Raw genomic sequence first — 15522 nt, forward strand, 5'->3', positions numbered from 1 at the left:
GCATTAATTAGGGAAAGCCACGGGAGCCCTGTTATCGAATTTCCAGAATGGCTTAACCAGGCCTGGCCGCCAATAACACGGGTCATTCGGCAAGCACCTGGCGATCAACCGTCTATTGGGTTAAGTCATGTTGCCGACCCTGCCGTGCTGAAACCGTTGCTGTCTCGATTTGCCCTGCAATATCCGGGGGTGAATCGCGCGGCTGTGGTTTCGCAGTGGTCGATGAACTACATGAGCATTGCCCTGCCGGCCGCCCTGGCGTGCGTGCTCACGCGTCAGGGCGCGATCGATTTCTGGGGCGATAAGGCGGTGTTGTTTCATGCTGAGGGCGAGCCCATGGCGTTGGGCTTGAATGCCCGGCTGATGGCGCTGTCCGCCGAGGGGCGTGCCGACTACTGGAGTCGGCTGATTCATGAGCACCTGGCGCCGTTGTTCGTAGCCTTGGCTGCCGCCGGTGGCCTGGCACCGAAAATACTGTGGGCCAACATGGTCGCCATCTGGGACGGTGCTTTCGCCAGGATGGACCCCGACCTCTCAAGAGCGGGGTTCGCCGAGGCGCACCAGTGGCTGGAGCAGGTCACGGTGAACGACGGTCGCCTGAGGCTGCGAGGCCTGCAGCGCATGGTGGAATCACCCGCGCCGCTGATTTGCCCCCGTCTGCCACTGCGCAAGCATTGTTGCCTGCATTACCAGTTGCACGAAGCGGTTGAGGGCCAGATGCCGGTGCTCTGTGAGTCCTGCCCCAAGCTGCACCGCCTGCCTGTGGATGTGCAGGTCAGTTACCTGCACTCCATCTATCAGGACGACTAGCCATGGGGCCGATCAACCGTTCCGATCCAGGACAGTGAGAAGCCCCATCAGGCGCAGGCGGCTTGGGTTTCGACTTGGGTAAGACGGCCGTTCTCGACTTTCAATACCCGGTCGGCCTGGGAGAAGTAGGCGTCATCGTGCGTGATCACAATCACGGTCTTGCCCCGGGCCTTGAGCTCCGGCAACAACTCCATGTAGAACACCCGCTTGAAGGCCGGGTCCTGGTCGGCCGCCCACTCGTCGAACAGGTAAAACGGTTTGTCGTCCAGATACGCTGAGACCAGCGCCAGTCGTTTGCGCTGGCCGGTGGAGAGCTCCACCGTGGAGAAGCGATCATCGACGATGCTGACCTTGTGCCCCAGGCCCAGCGCCTTGACGTAGCGTGTCGCATCGGCCGTGCGCTGTTCGGCACCCGGGCCATCATCGCCCAGCAAGTGTTCAAACAAATGGAAGTCGGCAAACACGGCAGCAAAGTGCTGGCGGTATTGTTCACGGTTGTCGTCGTCCACCTCCACACCGTTGAGTACGACGCAGCCGGATTCCGGCGCATACAACCCGAGCAGCAGCATGGACAGCGTCGTCTTGCCGCTGCCGTTGCCGCCGACGACAAACACCAGCTCGCCCTGTTCCAACGTCAGATCGATTGGCCCGAGCAGGAAAGGGTGATCCTCATGTTCGCCCGGATAGCGGTGACAGACGCCATTAAGCAGCAGGCGCGTCGGTCCCTGGCTGGCAAACGCGTTACCGACCGGTGCAGCCATCTGGGCTTCGGTGCTCAGTTCGGCATCCAGTTGGCGAATGCGGCTCAGGGCGATACTGGCCTGGCGCAGAGAGGGCAGCGCAATCATCAGGTCGGAGATCGGTCGCACCAGATAGAGCAACGTCACCGTGAAACTGGTGAGCACGGTGATTGACTGCGGCAGCCAGAACGGCACGACAAACAGCAGTACACCCAGGTTGAGGTAAAACAGCAGGGTGCCAAGGTTGGCCACCACTGAATACCCGGCCATGCCGCGCAAAAATCGCACCCGGAACTCATCGGCGCCTGGACGAATGACGCGCTCGACGAACGCTTCGCCACGGGCATTGCTCAATTGCAGTTCCTTGCTGCCTTCGATCAGGCTGCGAAAGTGCTGGTAAAGCACGTCTTTCTGTTGTCGCACCCGTTCCAGGTGGCTCAGCGGTCCGCGTTCGGCCAGGTGGAACGCGATCAGGCCGACCAGCAGGAACAGCGCCAGGATCAGCAGCAGTGACCACGACAGCCAGGCCAGGTAGGCGAAACACGCCAACGTCACCACGGCGTTGACGAACAGCAGCGGCACCCACTCGAACGCAGCGGTGAAGGTGTGCACGTCTTCAGTCAGGATCACCAACAAGCGGTGCTTACCCATGGTTTGCAGGCGCTTGAGCGGGGTGGCGAGCAGTTTGCGCGACAAGTCGATGCGCATCTGGAAGATGGCGCTTTGGGTCAGATGCAGCAACGACAGTTCCGAGCAGAGTTTGCACAGCAACATGCCCGCACACAGCCCGAAGAACCCAAGGGCCAGTTCCGGCAACTGATGCGGGTTGGCCAACCCACGGTTGATCAGGATCACCAGCCCTGCGCTCGCCAGGCCGCCCAGGGCGCCGCTGATGGAAGCCAATGCCAGCAGGCGTGCCGATTGGCGGTAAAGATAAAGAATCAGGTTCATGCGACGGTTTCCGTCGAGGCCACAGCCAGCGACTTGTTGAGTTGTTCATGGAAGGCAGACTGCCCGAGGAGCGTGTCGTGATCGGCAGCGACCTGATGATGACAGGTTCGCTGGCTGATGGCGTCCCACTGCGCAGGCAGGCTCGGGCGCTCGACCAGGGTCTGTTCGGCCCACCACAGGTGCAGGGTCGCCTGCACGGTGGGCACTGAATAGCCGTTGACCCAACGACGTGCGTCGGCCATCACGTCCAAGACCTGCTCAACGTACGCCAACGGCGCATTGAGGCTCAGGCCGTTGGCAAGTGTCCATTGCAGCAGGGCGAAACGCAATTGCGCCACGCGATCGAGCTTGGCCGTGGCCGCGCGCAATTGTGTCAACGGTTCCGGGGCGAGCGTGGCCAGGCGCTGGCGGCTGTCGCTGCTCAATTCTCGCTGCACGGTGGCATACAACGCATCCCAGGCCAGCGCTTCGTCCTCGGCGTGGAACGTGCTGTCGAACAACCCCAGCCATTCGACCGTTTGCCCAAGTGCTTCCAATTGTCGAGTCAGCTCCAGCGCAAGCAATCCCCCCATGGACCACCCGCCCAGGCGATACGGACCCTGCGCCTGAATCTGGCGGATCTGCGGCACATAGGCGCTGGCCAATGCGACGAGGTCCTGGTCGCGTAACGACTCGGGCAACGCGATGCCGTAAACCGGCATCGCCTGCGACAAGCCGGCGACCATCGGCAAATAGTGATGAACCCCGCCCGCCGGCTGATGCAGGCAGAACAGGGGGGGCTGGCCTGCCACGCCGGGCTGCAAGGCGATGACGGCTGAGCGGTCGTGCGGCTGGGCGATCTGCTCGGCAAGCTGGATCAGCGTCGGGTGCTGGAAGATCACGTTGACCGGCACTTCGATGCCGAGCAGGGCGCGCAGCCTGGCGGTCATGCGCACCACCAGCAACGAATGGCCGCCGAGGGCGAAGAAGTCGTCGTGGCGACCGATGATCTCGACCTCCAGCAGCTCTTGCCAGACCGCCGCGAGCACCTGTTCGACATGCCCCTCGGGCGCGGCATAAACCGCGACGCGGTGGTTCGGCTGCCGGGCCAGCAAGGCGCGATGATCGACCTTGCCGTTGGCGGTGCGTGGCAGTTGCGTCAGCCACTGGATATCGGCGGGGATCATGTGTGCCGGCAACAGCGTCGCCAGGGATTCGCGCACGAGACCGGCCTGAAGCTCGTTAGCCGACTCGACGAAAGCGCGCAAGCTGGGTTCGGCTTGGGTCGTATCCAGCAAGACCACCGCCAGCCTGGCGCCACTGACCTTGCACAGTGCGGTTTCGATTTCGCCGAGTTCGATACGGTAGCCGCGCAATTTGATCTGCGAGTCGGTACGTCCGAGGAACACCAATTGCCCGTCCAGATCCCGCCAGGCGAAGTCGCCGGTGCGGTACAGGCGTTGGCCATGGAGTGCCGGATGGTTGGCCTGGATAAACTTCTCGGCGGTCATCTGTGGCAGCCCCAGATACCCTTCGGATAATCCAGGCCCGGCGATATGGATCTCGCCCTTGAGCCCCCGGGCAACAGGCGCGCCGTCGCTGTCGAGCAAATACACCCGGGTATGGGCAATCGCTCGGCCGATGGGCACGGGGCTCGTACCCCTCTCAGGTTGGCAGAGGGCGACGGTGCTCCACACCGAGGCTTCGGTCGGGCCGTACTCGTTGTACAACTGCGCGCCGGGGTGGCGGCGATAGTGATTGTTCACCAGTGCCGGCGGGCAGCTTTCGCCGGCGACAATCGCCGTGTTCAGCGGGCTCGGGCTATCGCCCAACTCGTCCAGCAACAACGCATACAACGAAGGCAACGCCAGCAGGTGCGACACAGTGTGGCTGCGGATCAACCGGGCCAGCTGCAGCGGATCTTTCTGCTCGGTTTCACTGGCCAGGTGCAGGCAACCGCCCTGGGCCAGGCTCCAGAACAGCCCGGCGATGGAGCTGTCGAAGGCGAACGACGACAGCAGCAGGAAACGTTGCACGGGGTGTGGGTAGCCCGACAGCCGCGCCGCCAGCGAATGCAGGGCGTTGGCATGACTGATGAGCACGCCCTTGGGCTGGCCGGTACTGCCCGAGGTGTAGATCAAGTAGGCCGGTTGATCCCGTGCGACCTGCGGCTCGTCCTGTGGCGGCACCGCCGACATCGCCTGATCGATGGCCAGCGCACTCGGTTGCCAGTCTGTCGGCAGGTCTTGCACGCGGGCGCGGTGGGTCAGCACCAGGCGTGCCTGGCTGTCACGCAGAATATGTTCGATGCGCTCGGTGGGGTAGCTCGGGTCGATCGGTACGTAGCAGGCACCGGCGCGCAGAATCGCCACCAGTGCCACCACCGCATCGATGTCGCGCGGCAGGAAATGCGCAATCCGCGCACCAGGCGCCAGGCCTTGGGCGAGCAGTTGCTGGGTCAGGGCGCGGGCGCGCTGATCCAGCTCGGCGTAGCTCAAGGTGCCGCTGGGCCCGCTCACGGCCGGGCGCTGGGCCCGGTCGGTGGCGTCGAGGGTGAAGCAGGCGGCCAGGTTGGGCAGCGCGAAGATGGCGGCATACCGCTGTTCTTGCCCCGGACTCTGGGGGGGCGAAGCCGCCAGCGCGCCGGTGACACGCTGCTGCTCGGCGGCGCTGCAGGTCGTCAATTGGTCCAGCCGGGCAGAGGGCTCATGCAGGCTGTGCTCGATCACACTCAGCAATTGTTCGGCGAGGATTTCGACGTGGGCCGACGTGTAGAGCGCGGCGTCGAAGTGCAGCGACAATCCATTGGATGACGACGGCTGATATTGCAACAGCAGCGCGCAGCCGGCACTGGCACTGGTTGCCTGTTCGATCCGCCAGCCGGCATCGTTCAGGGCACTGTCGGGCGTTGCCGCGAGTTCGCGAAAACCGACACCCGTCAGCGATGGCGCGTGGCTCAAGTGGCTCGGGTAGCTGTCGCGGGCATCGTTGAGCAGGCCAACGCGTTCGCTCAGTTGTCGACACAGTGCGGCAAACGACAACCCGGACGAGGTATCGAGTGTCAGTGGCAGCGGTTCGCAGAACAGACCGAGGGCATCGCCCAGTACGTCAGGCCGTACCTGGTTTTCGTAGGCGAGCGTCAGGCGTTCGGCTTCGCTGTAGCGTTGCCACACGGTGACCCAGGCGCCGAGCACGAAAATGCCAGGGCTGACGCCGAGGTCGTTCGCTTGCCGTTCAAGGCGCTGCCGGGTCGAGTCGTCGAACTGTAGTTGCATGTGCTCAGGGGCGACAGCGGCGCCGGATGCCGGGTTCTGCCGATGCCAAGGTAACGGCACGTCCGTGATCACGGCGTTGAACTGCTCATCCCAGAATCGGCGGCCTTGCTCGTCCACCGACTCCAGGCGCCAGGCCGCGTAGTCGGCGTATTGCAGCGGTGGCTCCTGGGGTGTGGCGTGCAGATAGCCCAGCGCCCATTCTTCGCCGAGATACCCCAGGCTGGTGCTGTCCAGGTGCAAGGCCGGCAAGTGCAACGTGGCCGACTGAGCGTCCACGTGCAGTTCGATGCCCAGCGCCTGCCAATCAGCGGCGCAATCGTCGATCACCTGCATCGGCAGCAACAGCCCCGGCAGTTGCGGGTAGCGGGTGCGCAGGATCTCGTGGCGTTGCAGCAGCGTCGATAAACTGTTGGTCAGCCGTGCACCGTCCAACGGTGTTTCACTGGCAATACGCAGCGTGGCTCGCTGCGCTGTCGCCGAGGCCAGGCTAGTTTGCTGCAAGCGCCACAGATGGGCCTGTTGCGGTGACAGTTCGAAACCTTCAAACGACGTGTCTTCGTGAGACTGAGTCATGCTGAGACCTGTACAAAAAGGTGGGGAATGAGCGCGAGGGACACTGAGTCGATGGCAATCATTGCTCGGCGTCCTTCACGACATTGCGACGACGGGCCTGGCCCAGGGTGCTCTGACGTGCGCTACCGGCTTCACGCAGCGCGGCCTGCGCCTGTTCCCGGCGGGTCTGTTGCAGTTGATTGAGTGGCAGCAGCAACTGGGCGACGTCGGTGTCGGCGTTCAGGCTCAGTTGCTCCAGCAGGCACACGAACAGGCTGTCGAACAGTTCGATGCAGTCACGGGTATAACGGCCGGTGTCGTAGTCGTACACCACCAGCAGTCCTGCGCCGTCATCCACGACGTTGATCAGCAGGTCCACATCCGAGGCCTGTGGCTCCAGTTCCCGTTCACTGATCGCCAACCCCGGCAGATGCAGGTCCTGCTGACGGGTGTTCTGCACCACCAGTTTGACCTGGAAGAACGGCGTGTACCGCGCGTCTCGCTGTGGCAGCAGATCAGCCACCAGCGCGTCGAACGGCAAGTCCTGATGGGCAAAGGCATCCAGCGCCACGCGTCGAGCATCGCCCAGCAATTGGGCAAACGTCTGCTGCGGCGTGACCCGGCAACGCAGCACCAATTGATTGACGAAGAAGCCGACCATGTCTTCGGTCTGCTGTTGATGGCGGTTGGCGATGTCGGTGCCGACCAACAGGTCTTCCCGTCCGGTTTGCTGATGCAGCACGACATTCAGCGCGCTGTGCAGCACCATGAACGGCGAGGCGTCGCGAGCTTTCGCCAGGTCGTTGACGGCCTGGGCCAACGATGCCGGCAGGCGACTGCGATGCCGCGCGCACCCGCCAAGGTCGCGGGTCTGGGCGCCCGGTAACAACAGCGGTGCCGGGCTGGCTTGCAGTTGTTGACGCCAGTAGGCCAATTGTTGCTGCCAGACCGGGCCCGGCAGATGCTTGCGTTGCCACACGGCGAAGTCGGCGTATTGCAGCGGCGGAGTGTCGATGCGGTTTGCCGGGCTGCCAAAACCGACATAGTCGCTGGCCAGTTGATCGACCAATTGCGCAATGGACCAGGCGTCCACGGCAATGTGGTGCAGGGCAATGGCCAGCACATGGGTCTGCGTGTCCAATTGCAGCAATCGTGCGCGAATCAACGGCGCTTGGGTCAGGTCGAACGGCTGGCCGAAGACCTCGGACAAGTGCACCTGGATCGCCGGCTCACGCTCTTGCGCGGGTACCTGTTGCAGATCGGTGACCGGCAGCGCGAATGCCTGCGCCGTTTCGATCCGCTGCCAAGGCTCACCTTGATCGCTGTGCACGGTGCTGCGCAGCACTTCATGACGGGCGACCAATTGCTCGAAGGCCAGGCGCAGGGCTTCGACATTCAGCGTCCCGGTCAACGTCAGTGCGAACGGAATGTTGAAACCGCTGGAGCCAGGGTTCAACTGTTCGAGGAACCACAAACGTTGCTGGGCAAACGACAACGGCAGGGCCTGCGAGCGATCCGCCCGGATGATGGTCGGCAGGGCCAATGGCGCTGTCTGCAAGCGCGCGCTGTCGATGGCACGGGCCAGGTTTTCCAATACCGGGTGATCGAAGACTGCGCGCAGCGGCAGGTCCACCGCGAGCTGGCTGCGAATGCGCGAAACCACCAAGGTCGCCAGCAAGGAGTGCCCGCCGAGGGCAAAGAAGTTGTCGTCGGCACCGATCGCCGGCACGTTGAGGATTTGCGCCCAGATCGCGCCCAGTTGCTGCTCGGTATCGCTGCTCAGTGGACGTTGTTCGATCAGGTGGCTGTCCAGCGTTCGAGACGTCAGTTCCTTGCGGTCGACTTTGCCGTTGGCGTTCAACGGCAAAGTCTCCAGCTGTTGCCAATGGGCCGGCACCATGTAGGACGGCAGGCGTTGGGCCAACCATTCGCGCAGTACTGCCACCGGGGTGTCGTCGCCTGTCCAGTACGCGACCAGTTGCAGATCGCCGCGCTGGTCGGCATTGACGATCACAGCCACGGCCTGCACGGCGGGATGACGACCCAGGTGATCTTCGATTTCCCCCAGTTCGATACGGTGGCCACGGATCTTCACTTGCTGATCGCGGCGACCGAGGAACTCGATCACCCCATCTGCGCGCCAGCGCCCCAGGTCACCCGTGCGGTAGAAACGGGCCTCGGGTTCGAACGGGTGCGCGACGAACGCGGCCCGGGTTTTCTCCGGGTCGTTGAGGTAGCCGCGACCGACCCCCACGCCACCGACGCAGATTTCCCCCGGCACGCCCACCGGCACCGGACGCAGTTGCGCGTCAACCAGGTACAGATGATTGTTGGCGGTAGGCCGGCCAATCGGCATGGCATTGCCATCTTCGTCCGGTACGCGGGTCAGCGGGTGGAACGCCACATCGTCGGAGCACTCCGCGGGGCCATAGGCGTTCATCAACGGCACATGGGCAAAACGGCCCAGCCATGCTTGGGCCAGGGCCGGGGGCAGGGCTTCGCCGGTTGGCAGCAACCAGCGCAGTGCCGGCAGTTGCGTGTCGGCACCCGCGAGGTCGAGCAGGGCGCGGATCATCGTCGGCACGGCTTCGAGCACCGACAGCTGTTGGGTTTCCAGGGCCGCCAGCAGGCGCTCGGGATCATGGGCAATCATGTCCGGCAGGATGTGCACGGTGGCGCCGAGAATCGGTGCGGCGAGGAACTGCCAGACCGAAATGTCGAACGCCGGGGAGGCGGTCTGGGCAATTCGGTCGGCGCTCGACAGACCCAGCGTCGGCACCTTGCCGAAGATGTTGTTGAGCATGCCCCGTTGTTCGATCATCGCGCCTTTGGGGGTGCCCGTGGAACCTGACGTGAAGATCACATAGGCCAGGTCGTCAGGGCTGCCTGCCATTTGCAATGGCGTCGCATCATCACCCAGCCAGAGCGCTTCGGTGCGCAAGCGTCGCGGTGTTGCGGTACACGCGGCCAGTGCCGGGTCGATGACCGAATCGGCGCTGTCGCTGGTCAACAGGATCGTCGCCCCGGACAGTTCGAGAATTTCACCCAGGCGTTGGGGGGGATGCTTGATGTCCAGCGGCAAGTAGGCGGCACCGGCCTTGAGCACGGCGATCATCATGCTCAGCAGCGGCAGGCCGCGTTCGCCGGCCAGGGCCACCAGGGTGTCACGACCGGCGCCGGTTTCCACCAGTGCCCGGGCCAGGCGATTGGCGCGCTGGTCCAGCTCGGTGTAGCTCAGGCTCTCGGCGCCACACACGGCCGCGATGCGCTGTGGATGCGCGGCCACCTGGCGGGCGAACAGCTCGGCGTAGGTTTGCTCCAGCGGGAAGTCGAGTTCGCTGCGGTTCCAGTCCACCAGCAAGGTCTGGCGTTCCTCCGGCGTCAGCAACGACAGCGACGCCAGTGGTGCGTCAGGCCGGGCAACCATTTGCGTCAGTAGCTGGCGCAAGTGGCCGAGCATGCGTTGCACGGTCTCGGTGTCGAACCTTGCGGCGTCGTAAGTCAAGCGAATGCCCAGGCGATCGCCGGGGTAAAGCACCACCGTCATTGGATAGTTGGTGTGCACCCGGTCTTCGTAGATGTCGACGTTGAAGTCGACCTGGCGATCCGACAGGCCGGCGTCGAACGGCGCGTTTTCGAACACCACCAGGCTGTCGAACAGCGAGCGACCATGCTCGATTTCACTCCAGCGCTGAATATCCACCAGCGGTGCGTGTTCGTAGGCACGCAGCTCGACGTTGTGTGCGAACAGCGCTTGCAGCCAGGGCACCACGGTGTGTTCATCGTCAACCTTGACCCGCAACGGCAGGCTGTTGATAAACAGGCCGACGATGTCTTCCACGCCGGGCAGGTCGGTTGGACGGCCCGACACCGTGACGCCGAACAAGACGTCATCGCTGCCACTGTAGCGCGATAGAAGCAGGGCCCACGCGCCTTGGATCCACGTGTTGGGCGTGAGTTGGTGCTGTTGGCACAACGCGGTCAAGGCGCGGGTGTCGGCAATCGACAAGGTGACGTCAAGGTTGGCGACGGTCTCGACCGCTTGCTCGGTCGTGGCCGGGCGATCCACCACCAGCGGTGTCGGCGCGCTGAAACCGGCCAGTTCGCGGGTCCAGAATTGTTCGGTGATGGACGTGTCCTGGCATTGCAACCAATGGACGTAGTTGCTGAACGACGGCAGCAACGGACGCGCCACCGGCTGGCCGAGTACGCGCGCCTGGTAGTGGGCGAACAGGTCGGCCATCAACAGGCCGAAGCACCAGGCGTCGGTCAGGATGTGGTGGAAGCTGCGCACGATCAGGAACTCCCGGTCAGCCACCTGGAACACCCGCAGGAACGTCAACGGTGGCCGGCGCATGTCGAAGCCCTGACGGCATTCAGCGTCCAGCACAGCGTCGAGTTGACGCTGGCGGCTCGCCTCGTCGAGGTGACGCCAGTCGTACCAGACGAAGGCCGGATCGGTGTCGTGGTAAACGCATTGCAGCGCAGCCTTGCCGTCCTGCCACCAGAAACCGGTGCGCAGCATCGGATGTCGGGCCAATTGTTGTGCCCAGGCGTATTCGATGGCGCTGCGGTCCAGCTCACCGTCCCAACGATAACGTTGCTGCATCAGGTAAATGCCGCTGTTGGGACGCAGCAGGGTGTGCAGCAACATGCCTTCCTGCATCGGCGACAGGGGCAGCAAGTCGTCGATGCCGGCCCAATCGAAGTTCGAGCCCAAGGCGCTGAGCTCGTGTCCGGCTGCGCGACACAACGGGAAGGCGTGGGCACCGGGAATGGCTTGCTCGGCGTCGGCAGCCAGGATGGCCAGACGCTGCTCCAAGACCTCGGCCCAGCGCTCTGCGCCGGCGCCACGGCAATCGATGTGCAGTTGACCGTGTCGGAGGCTGACGGACAGGGTCAAGCCAGGCGCATCGATCGACGCGCTGCCGGCGATGACGTCGCCCAACGGCCCCTCAAGGGTCTGCCACTCGCCGGCCATGACGATATGCACGGTCGGCTGTGGCAGGCTCAGCAGCGGTTCGCGCAAGTAGTCGTTGTCGGCCAAGTAACGCAACACGCCGTAGTCATCACCGGTGTCCGGGGCGGTGGCCAGTTGTGCGTCAACCTGCGCAAGCATTTGTGCGGCGCTGGCCGTCGGCGTCAGGCTCAGGCGCAGGGGAACGGCGTGGCTCAGCGCGCCGATGACCGTGGCCGGATCGAAATCGGTGCGGCTCAAGGCGCTGGTGAGCGGTAAACGAGCGCGCTCGCAGCGACCGCGATCCAGGCTTAGCCAGACGTCCTGGCTGGCACTTTGTTGTGCCAGTTCCGCTGCGACGGCGGTAGCTACCAGTGATGCCCACGGCGCGTGGCTGCGGCGTTGCAGCACATTCAGACGGGCGCTGAGAGACGACGAAATCCGCACGCGGCGCTCAGTGGCCGGCCCCTGCGGTTGCGGGGCGGACGGCAGGGCTTCACCAGCGTATTGCAGCCAGTATTCCCACGCCGGCTCCAAGCCGTCTTCATCCTTGGCGCGGGTAGTTTGGTATTCAGCCCATTCATCCAGATTGCCACCGTGACGCGGCAATTCGATTGCACGGTCGTACTGCGCTTGCGCCACGGCCAGCGCCAGGTCCGTCATCAGCAAAGCCCATGAACTGGCGTCCAGGCGCAAGGCATGCGCCACCAACAGCACGGCGTCGCCCTGTTCGCAAAGGCAGGCATGCCAGCCTTCGCCGGCGGCGTGGTCCAGCCTGGCCAGGGTGGTTTCAGCCAGCTCGGCCAATGCGTTGGAATCGCCAGTGTTCAACGACTGGCGACTGGCGCTGACCGGCTTAGGTGTAGCCGGCAGGGTTTGCACCCAGGTGCCGTCAGCCTGTGGGACCAGGCCCACTTGCAGCGCCCGGTGCTGTTGTTGCAGGGCCAACACGGCACGGCTCAATACCTCGACGCTGATCGGCGCATTCAAGGCCACACAGCGCCAGTCCGCCGCCAGCGGGCCGGCTTCGAGGCGGGCATGCTGACCCGCTGTCAGCGGCACATTGCGCGCCACGCTGCTGGTCTCGCGGCTGTAGTTCGTGCCTTGGCTGATCACCGCGGAGATTTCGGCGATGGTGCGGTTTTCGAACAACTGCTTGGGCGTCAGCTTCATGCCGCGCTGGTGGGCGCGAGCGATGATCTGCAGGTTGAGAATCGAATCACCGCCCAGGGCAAAGAAGTTGTCGTGGATACCGACGCGCTCGACCCGCAGCACATCCTGCCAGATCTCGACAAAGGCGCTTTCCACCGCATCCCGTGGGGCTTCGTAGGTGTCCTGACGGGTCGGGGCGTCGGGCAAGGGCAAGCGGGCAATGTCCGGTTTGCCGTTGGCGTTCAGCGGGATGGCATCCAGCGCGATGAAGTCCGCTGGCACCATGTAATCCGGCACGCGCAGCGCCAGGTCATGGCGCAGCTTGTCGGCAGACATGGAGGTACTGGCCACCAACCAGGCGACCAGGCGTGGCGTCTCGTTGGCCGGCTGCACCACATGCACCAGCACTTGCTGGATGTTGCTCGACAGGCGTTTGATCTGTGCTTCGACTTCGCCCAATTCAATGCGGTAGCCGCGCAGCTTGATCTGGTTGTCGACGCGCCCAAGGAATGCCAGCTCGCCAGTCTCTAGCCAACGCACACGGTCGCCAGTGCGGTAAGCGCGGGGCAGGTCGGCGACGGCCGTGAAGCGCGCAGCGGTTTGCGCTGGATCGCCGAGGTAGTCGATGGCCAGGCCTTCGCCGCCCACCCACAGTTCCCCCGGCACACCGACAGGCACTGGGTGACCGTGGTTGTCGAGTACCCGCAGTTGCCGGTTCGGCTGCGGGCGGCCCAGCGGTTGCACACCGGCCAGAGGCTGGTCGATGCGCGACAGGCAAATGCCCACTGCGCTTTCGGTCGGGCCGTAGTGGTTGTAGACCGCGAGGTCCGGACGCAGCGCCCGGAGGGTGTCCAGCAATGTGCCTTGCAGCGCTTCGCCACCCAGCAACAAGGCGCGGCGCGGGAGCAGATCGGCGTCGGGACGAGCGGCGAGCAGACCGTGCAAGTGATTGGGGGTGAGCTTGACCAGATCCGGGGTGAACTCGGCAAAACACTGCGCCAGTGCGTTCGGGTCGGCACGTGTGTCGTCGTCCACCAGCAACAGGCTGCCACCGCTGACCAGCGCGCCGAACAACTGGGTGTACCCAAGGTCCGCCGCCAGGGTCGAGAGCAGCGCATGGCGCCAGGGTTGTTTCGCCTCGGCGCAACCCAGTTCGGCCAGAATGCCGGTGATATAAGCGACGATAGCCCGATGAGACAGGCGCACGCCTTTCGGCGTACCGGTGGAGCCGGAGGTGTAGATCACATAGGCGCAGGCCTGTTGATCCGCCGCTGGCAGGTCGATGCCGGTGGCGCGGGCCGAGGCCTCGATCACCTGCACGCAGGCGCTTTCGAAGGCCGGTGTCCCGATGATGAAGTCCACGTCGGCACTGGCGATCAGTGCACTCAGGCGCGAGGCCGGTTGGCCCAGGTCCAGCGGCAGGAAGCAACCACCGGCCTGCATCACCGCCAGCAGCGAGATGACCGCGTCGTTGTTGCGGGGCAGGGCCAGCGCGACTCGATCACCCTGTTGCAGGCCCCGCTGGCGCAAGGCGTTGGCCAATCCGGTCGATGCTTCAAGCAGTTCGCCGTAACTCAAGGCGCCGTTGGCGTCGCGCACGGCTTCGCGCTCGGGATGACGGCGGGCCTGGATGGCGATCAGTGCGTGCAGCGGCGCATCAGGCAATGGGAGGGGCGCACCGTTGCCCCAGTGGCGGGTCAGCTGCAGCTCTTGCACCGGGCACAGTGGCACGTCGGCCAGGGGCCGATTCGCGTCAAGGCTCAGTTCCTCGACGAGCACGGCCAATTGCTGCAACAGGCGCGCGCCGGCCGCGTCGGACAAGCGTTTGCGTTGATGCACCAGGTGCAGTTGCAAGCAGTCGCTTTCCATCGACGCGATCAGCGACATCGGGTAGTTGTTGCGCCCGCCCGTGTGGCGCAAGGGCGCGGCGTGTTCGGCGTCCGGTAGACCGAACAGGCCATCGTCGATTTGATCCAGCTCCCGGGGGAATGGGAAATTTTCGAATACGATGATCGCTTCGAACAATTCGCCACCCGGCGGCAGCGCGGTCAATGCCCGCAGACTGGCGAGTGGGGTGTGTTCGTGCTCGCGCATCTCGGCGTTCCAGTCCTGGATGCCCGCCAGCCATTGACCCACGGTCGGTGCATCGTCCCAACGAACGCGCAGTGGCAAGGTGTTGATGAACAGGCCGACCATGCGCTCGACACCGCTCAGACGCTGTGGGCGCCCGGCCACGGTGACGCCGATCAGGCTTTCATCAGAGCCATTGTGACGACCCAGCAGGTAAGCGTAAGCCGCTTGCAGCAAGGTGTTGACGGTCAGGTTGTGGTTCCGGGCGAAGCCGGCCAGGCGAGCGGTGGTTGCGGCATCCAGCCTCAGGGAATGCTCGGTGCAGGGCAGGCGAGCGTCTACCGGGTCGGCGACCAGGCCGCGCGGGTCCGATTCGGGCACGCGGGTGGTGTTGGCGAAGTCTGCCAGGCGGCTGTGCCAGAAGTCGTCTGACGAAGGGCGTTCACTGAGGTAAGCCACGTAATCCTGGAACGGTCGCACCGTTTCCAGTGACGCGTGCTGGCCACGCCGTGCCGCACGATACAGATCACGCCAGTCCGCGAGCAGCGAGCCGACGCTCCAACCGTCGAGCAACAGGTGATGGTGCGTCCAGACCAGCGACCACTGTGCTTGGCCGTTTACATCGTCCAGTCGTGCCAGGGTCAGGCGCATCAACGGGGCGGCACCCAGTTCGAACGCCTGTGCGTGATCTTCTGCCGCGAGGGCTGCCAGCCCTTGCGAGTGACCGCGTAGATCGACTTCACGAAGGGGCAGGTCGACTTCCTTGAGGATGACCTGATAGGCGTCGTCCAGCTCCTCCCAGAGAAACGCCGTGCGCAACACTGCGTGGCGTTGCATCAGGGCCACCCAGGCCAGGCGGAACGCAGCGAGGTCGAGCTCACCGGCCAGGCCGATGTTCATCTGCTGGTAATAAACCCGGGATTCGGGCGCATAGGCCTCGTGGTACAGCAGGCCTTTTTGCAGCGGGGTCAGCGAATAGATATTTTCGATTTGGTCATGCATGGCGGCGGTGTTCAATCCAGAAAAACGAGGAGAC

Annotated in this window: 4 protein-coding genes; 1 reads left to right on the plus strand and 3 read right to left on the minus strand. The window is 64.2% G+C overall.

The window, feature by feature from the left end; genetic code table 11:
- The first annotated feature begins 147 nt into the window (after positions 1-147).
- Positions 148-810: a siderophore-iron reductase FhuF gene (gene fhuF, locus QMK47_RS12860; RefSeq protein WP_253478502.1), complete on the plus strand. Its 663-nt coding sequence runs from the start codon at positions 148-150 to the stop codon at positions 808-810.
- Positions 811-857: 47 nt separating this feature from the next.
- Here fhuF and QMK47_RS12865 read toward each other — a convergent pair whose 3' ends face one another.
- From QMK47_RS12865 to QMK47_RS12875, 3 genes are read right to left on the minus strand one after another with little or no spacing between them, the layout of a single operon-like run.
- Complete coding sequence (locus tag QMK47_RS12865) at positions 858-2501, minus strand: cyclic peptide export ABC transporter (protein WP_253473870.1); 1644 nt, start codon at positions 2499-2501, stop codon at positions 858-860.
- Complete coding sequence (locus QMK47_RS12870; protein WP_320390320.1) at positions 2498-6328, minus strand: amino acid adenylation domain-containing protein; 3831 nt, start codon at positions 6326-6328, stop codon at positions 2498-2500. Before QMK47_RS12870 ends, QMK47_RS12865 begins: the two co-directional genes overlap by 4 nt.
- Positions 6329-6386: 58 nt before the next feature.
- Positions 6387-15488, minus strand: a complete 9102-nt coding sequence (locus QMK47_RS12875; protein ID WP_320390321.1) for a non-ribosomal peptide synthetase — start codon at positions 15486-15488, stop codon at positions 6387-6389.
- Positions 15489-15522 lie beyond the last annotated feature (34 nt).

The sequence above is a fragment of the Pseudomonas sp. P9_35 genome, assembly GCF_034008205.1.
GTDB lineage: Bacteria > Pseudomonadota > Gammaproteobacteria > Pseudomonadales > Pseudomonadaceae > Aquipseudomonas > Aquipseudomonas kilonensis.

Excerpts from the sequence above, each read along its gene's own strand:
- QMK47_RS12865 (WP_253473870.1), bottom strand. The coding sequence starts at position 2,501 with ATGAACCTGATTCTTTATCTTTACCGCCAATCGGCACGCCTGCTGGCA.
- QMK47_RS12870 (WP_320390320.1), bottom strand. The coding sequence starts at position 6,328 with ATGACTCAGTCTCACGAAGACACGTCGTTTGAAGGTTTCGAACTGTCA.
- QMK47_RS12875 (WP_320390321.1), bottom strand. The coding sequence starts at position 15,488 with ATGCATGACCAAATCGAAAATATCTATTCGCTGACCCCGCTGCAAAAA.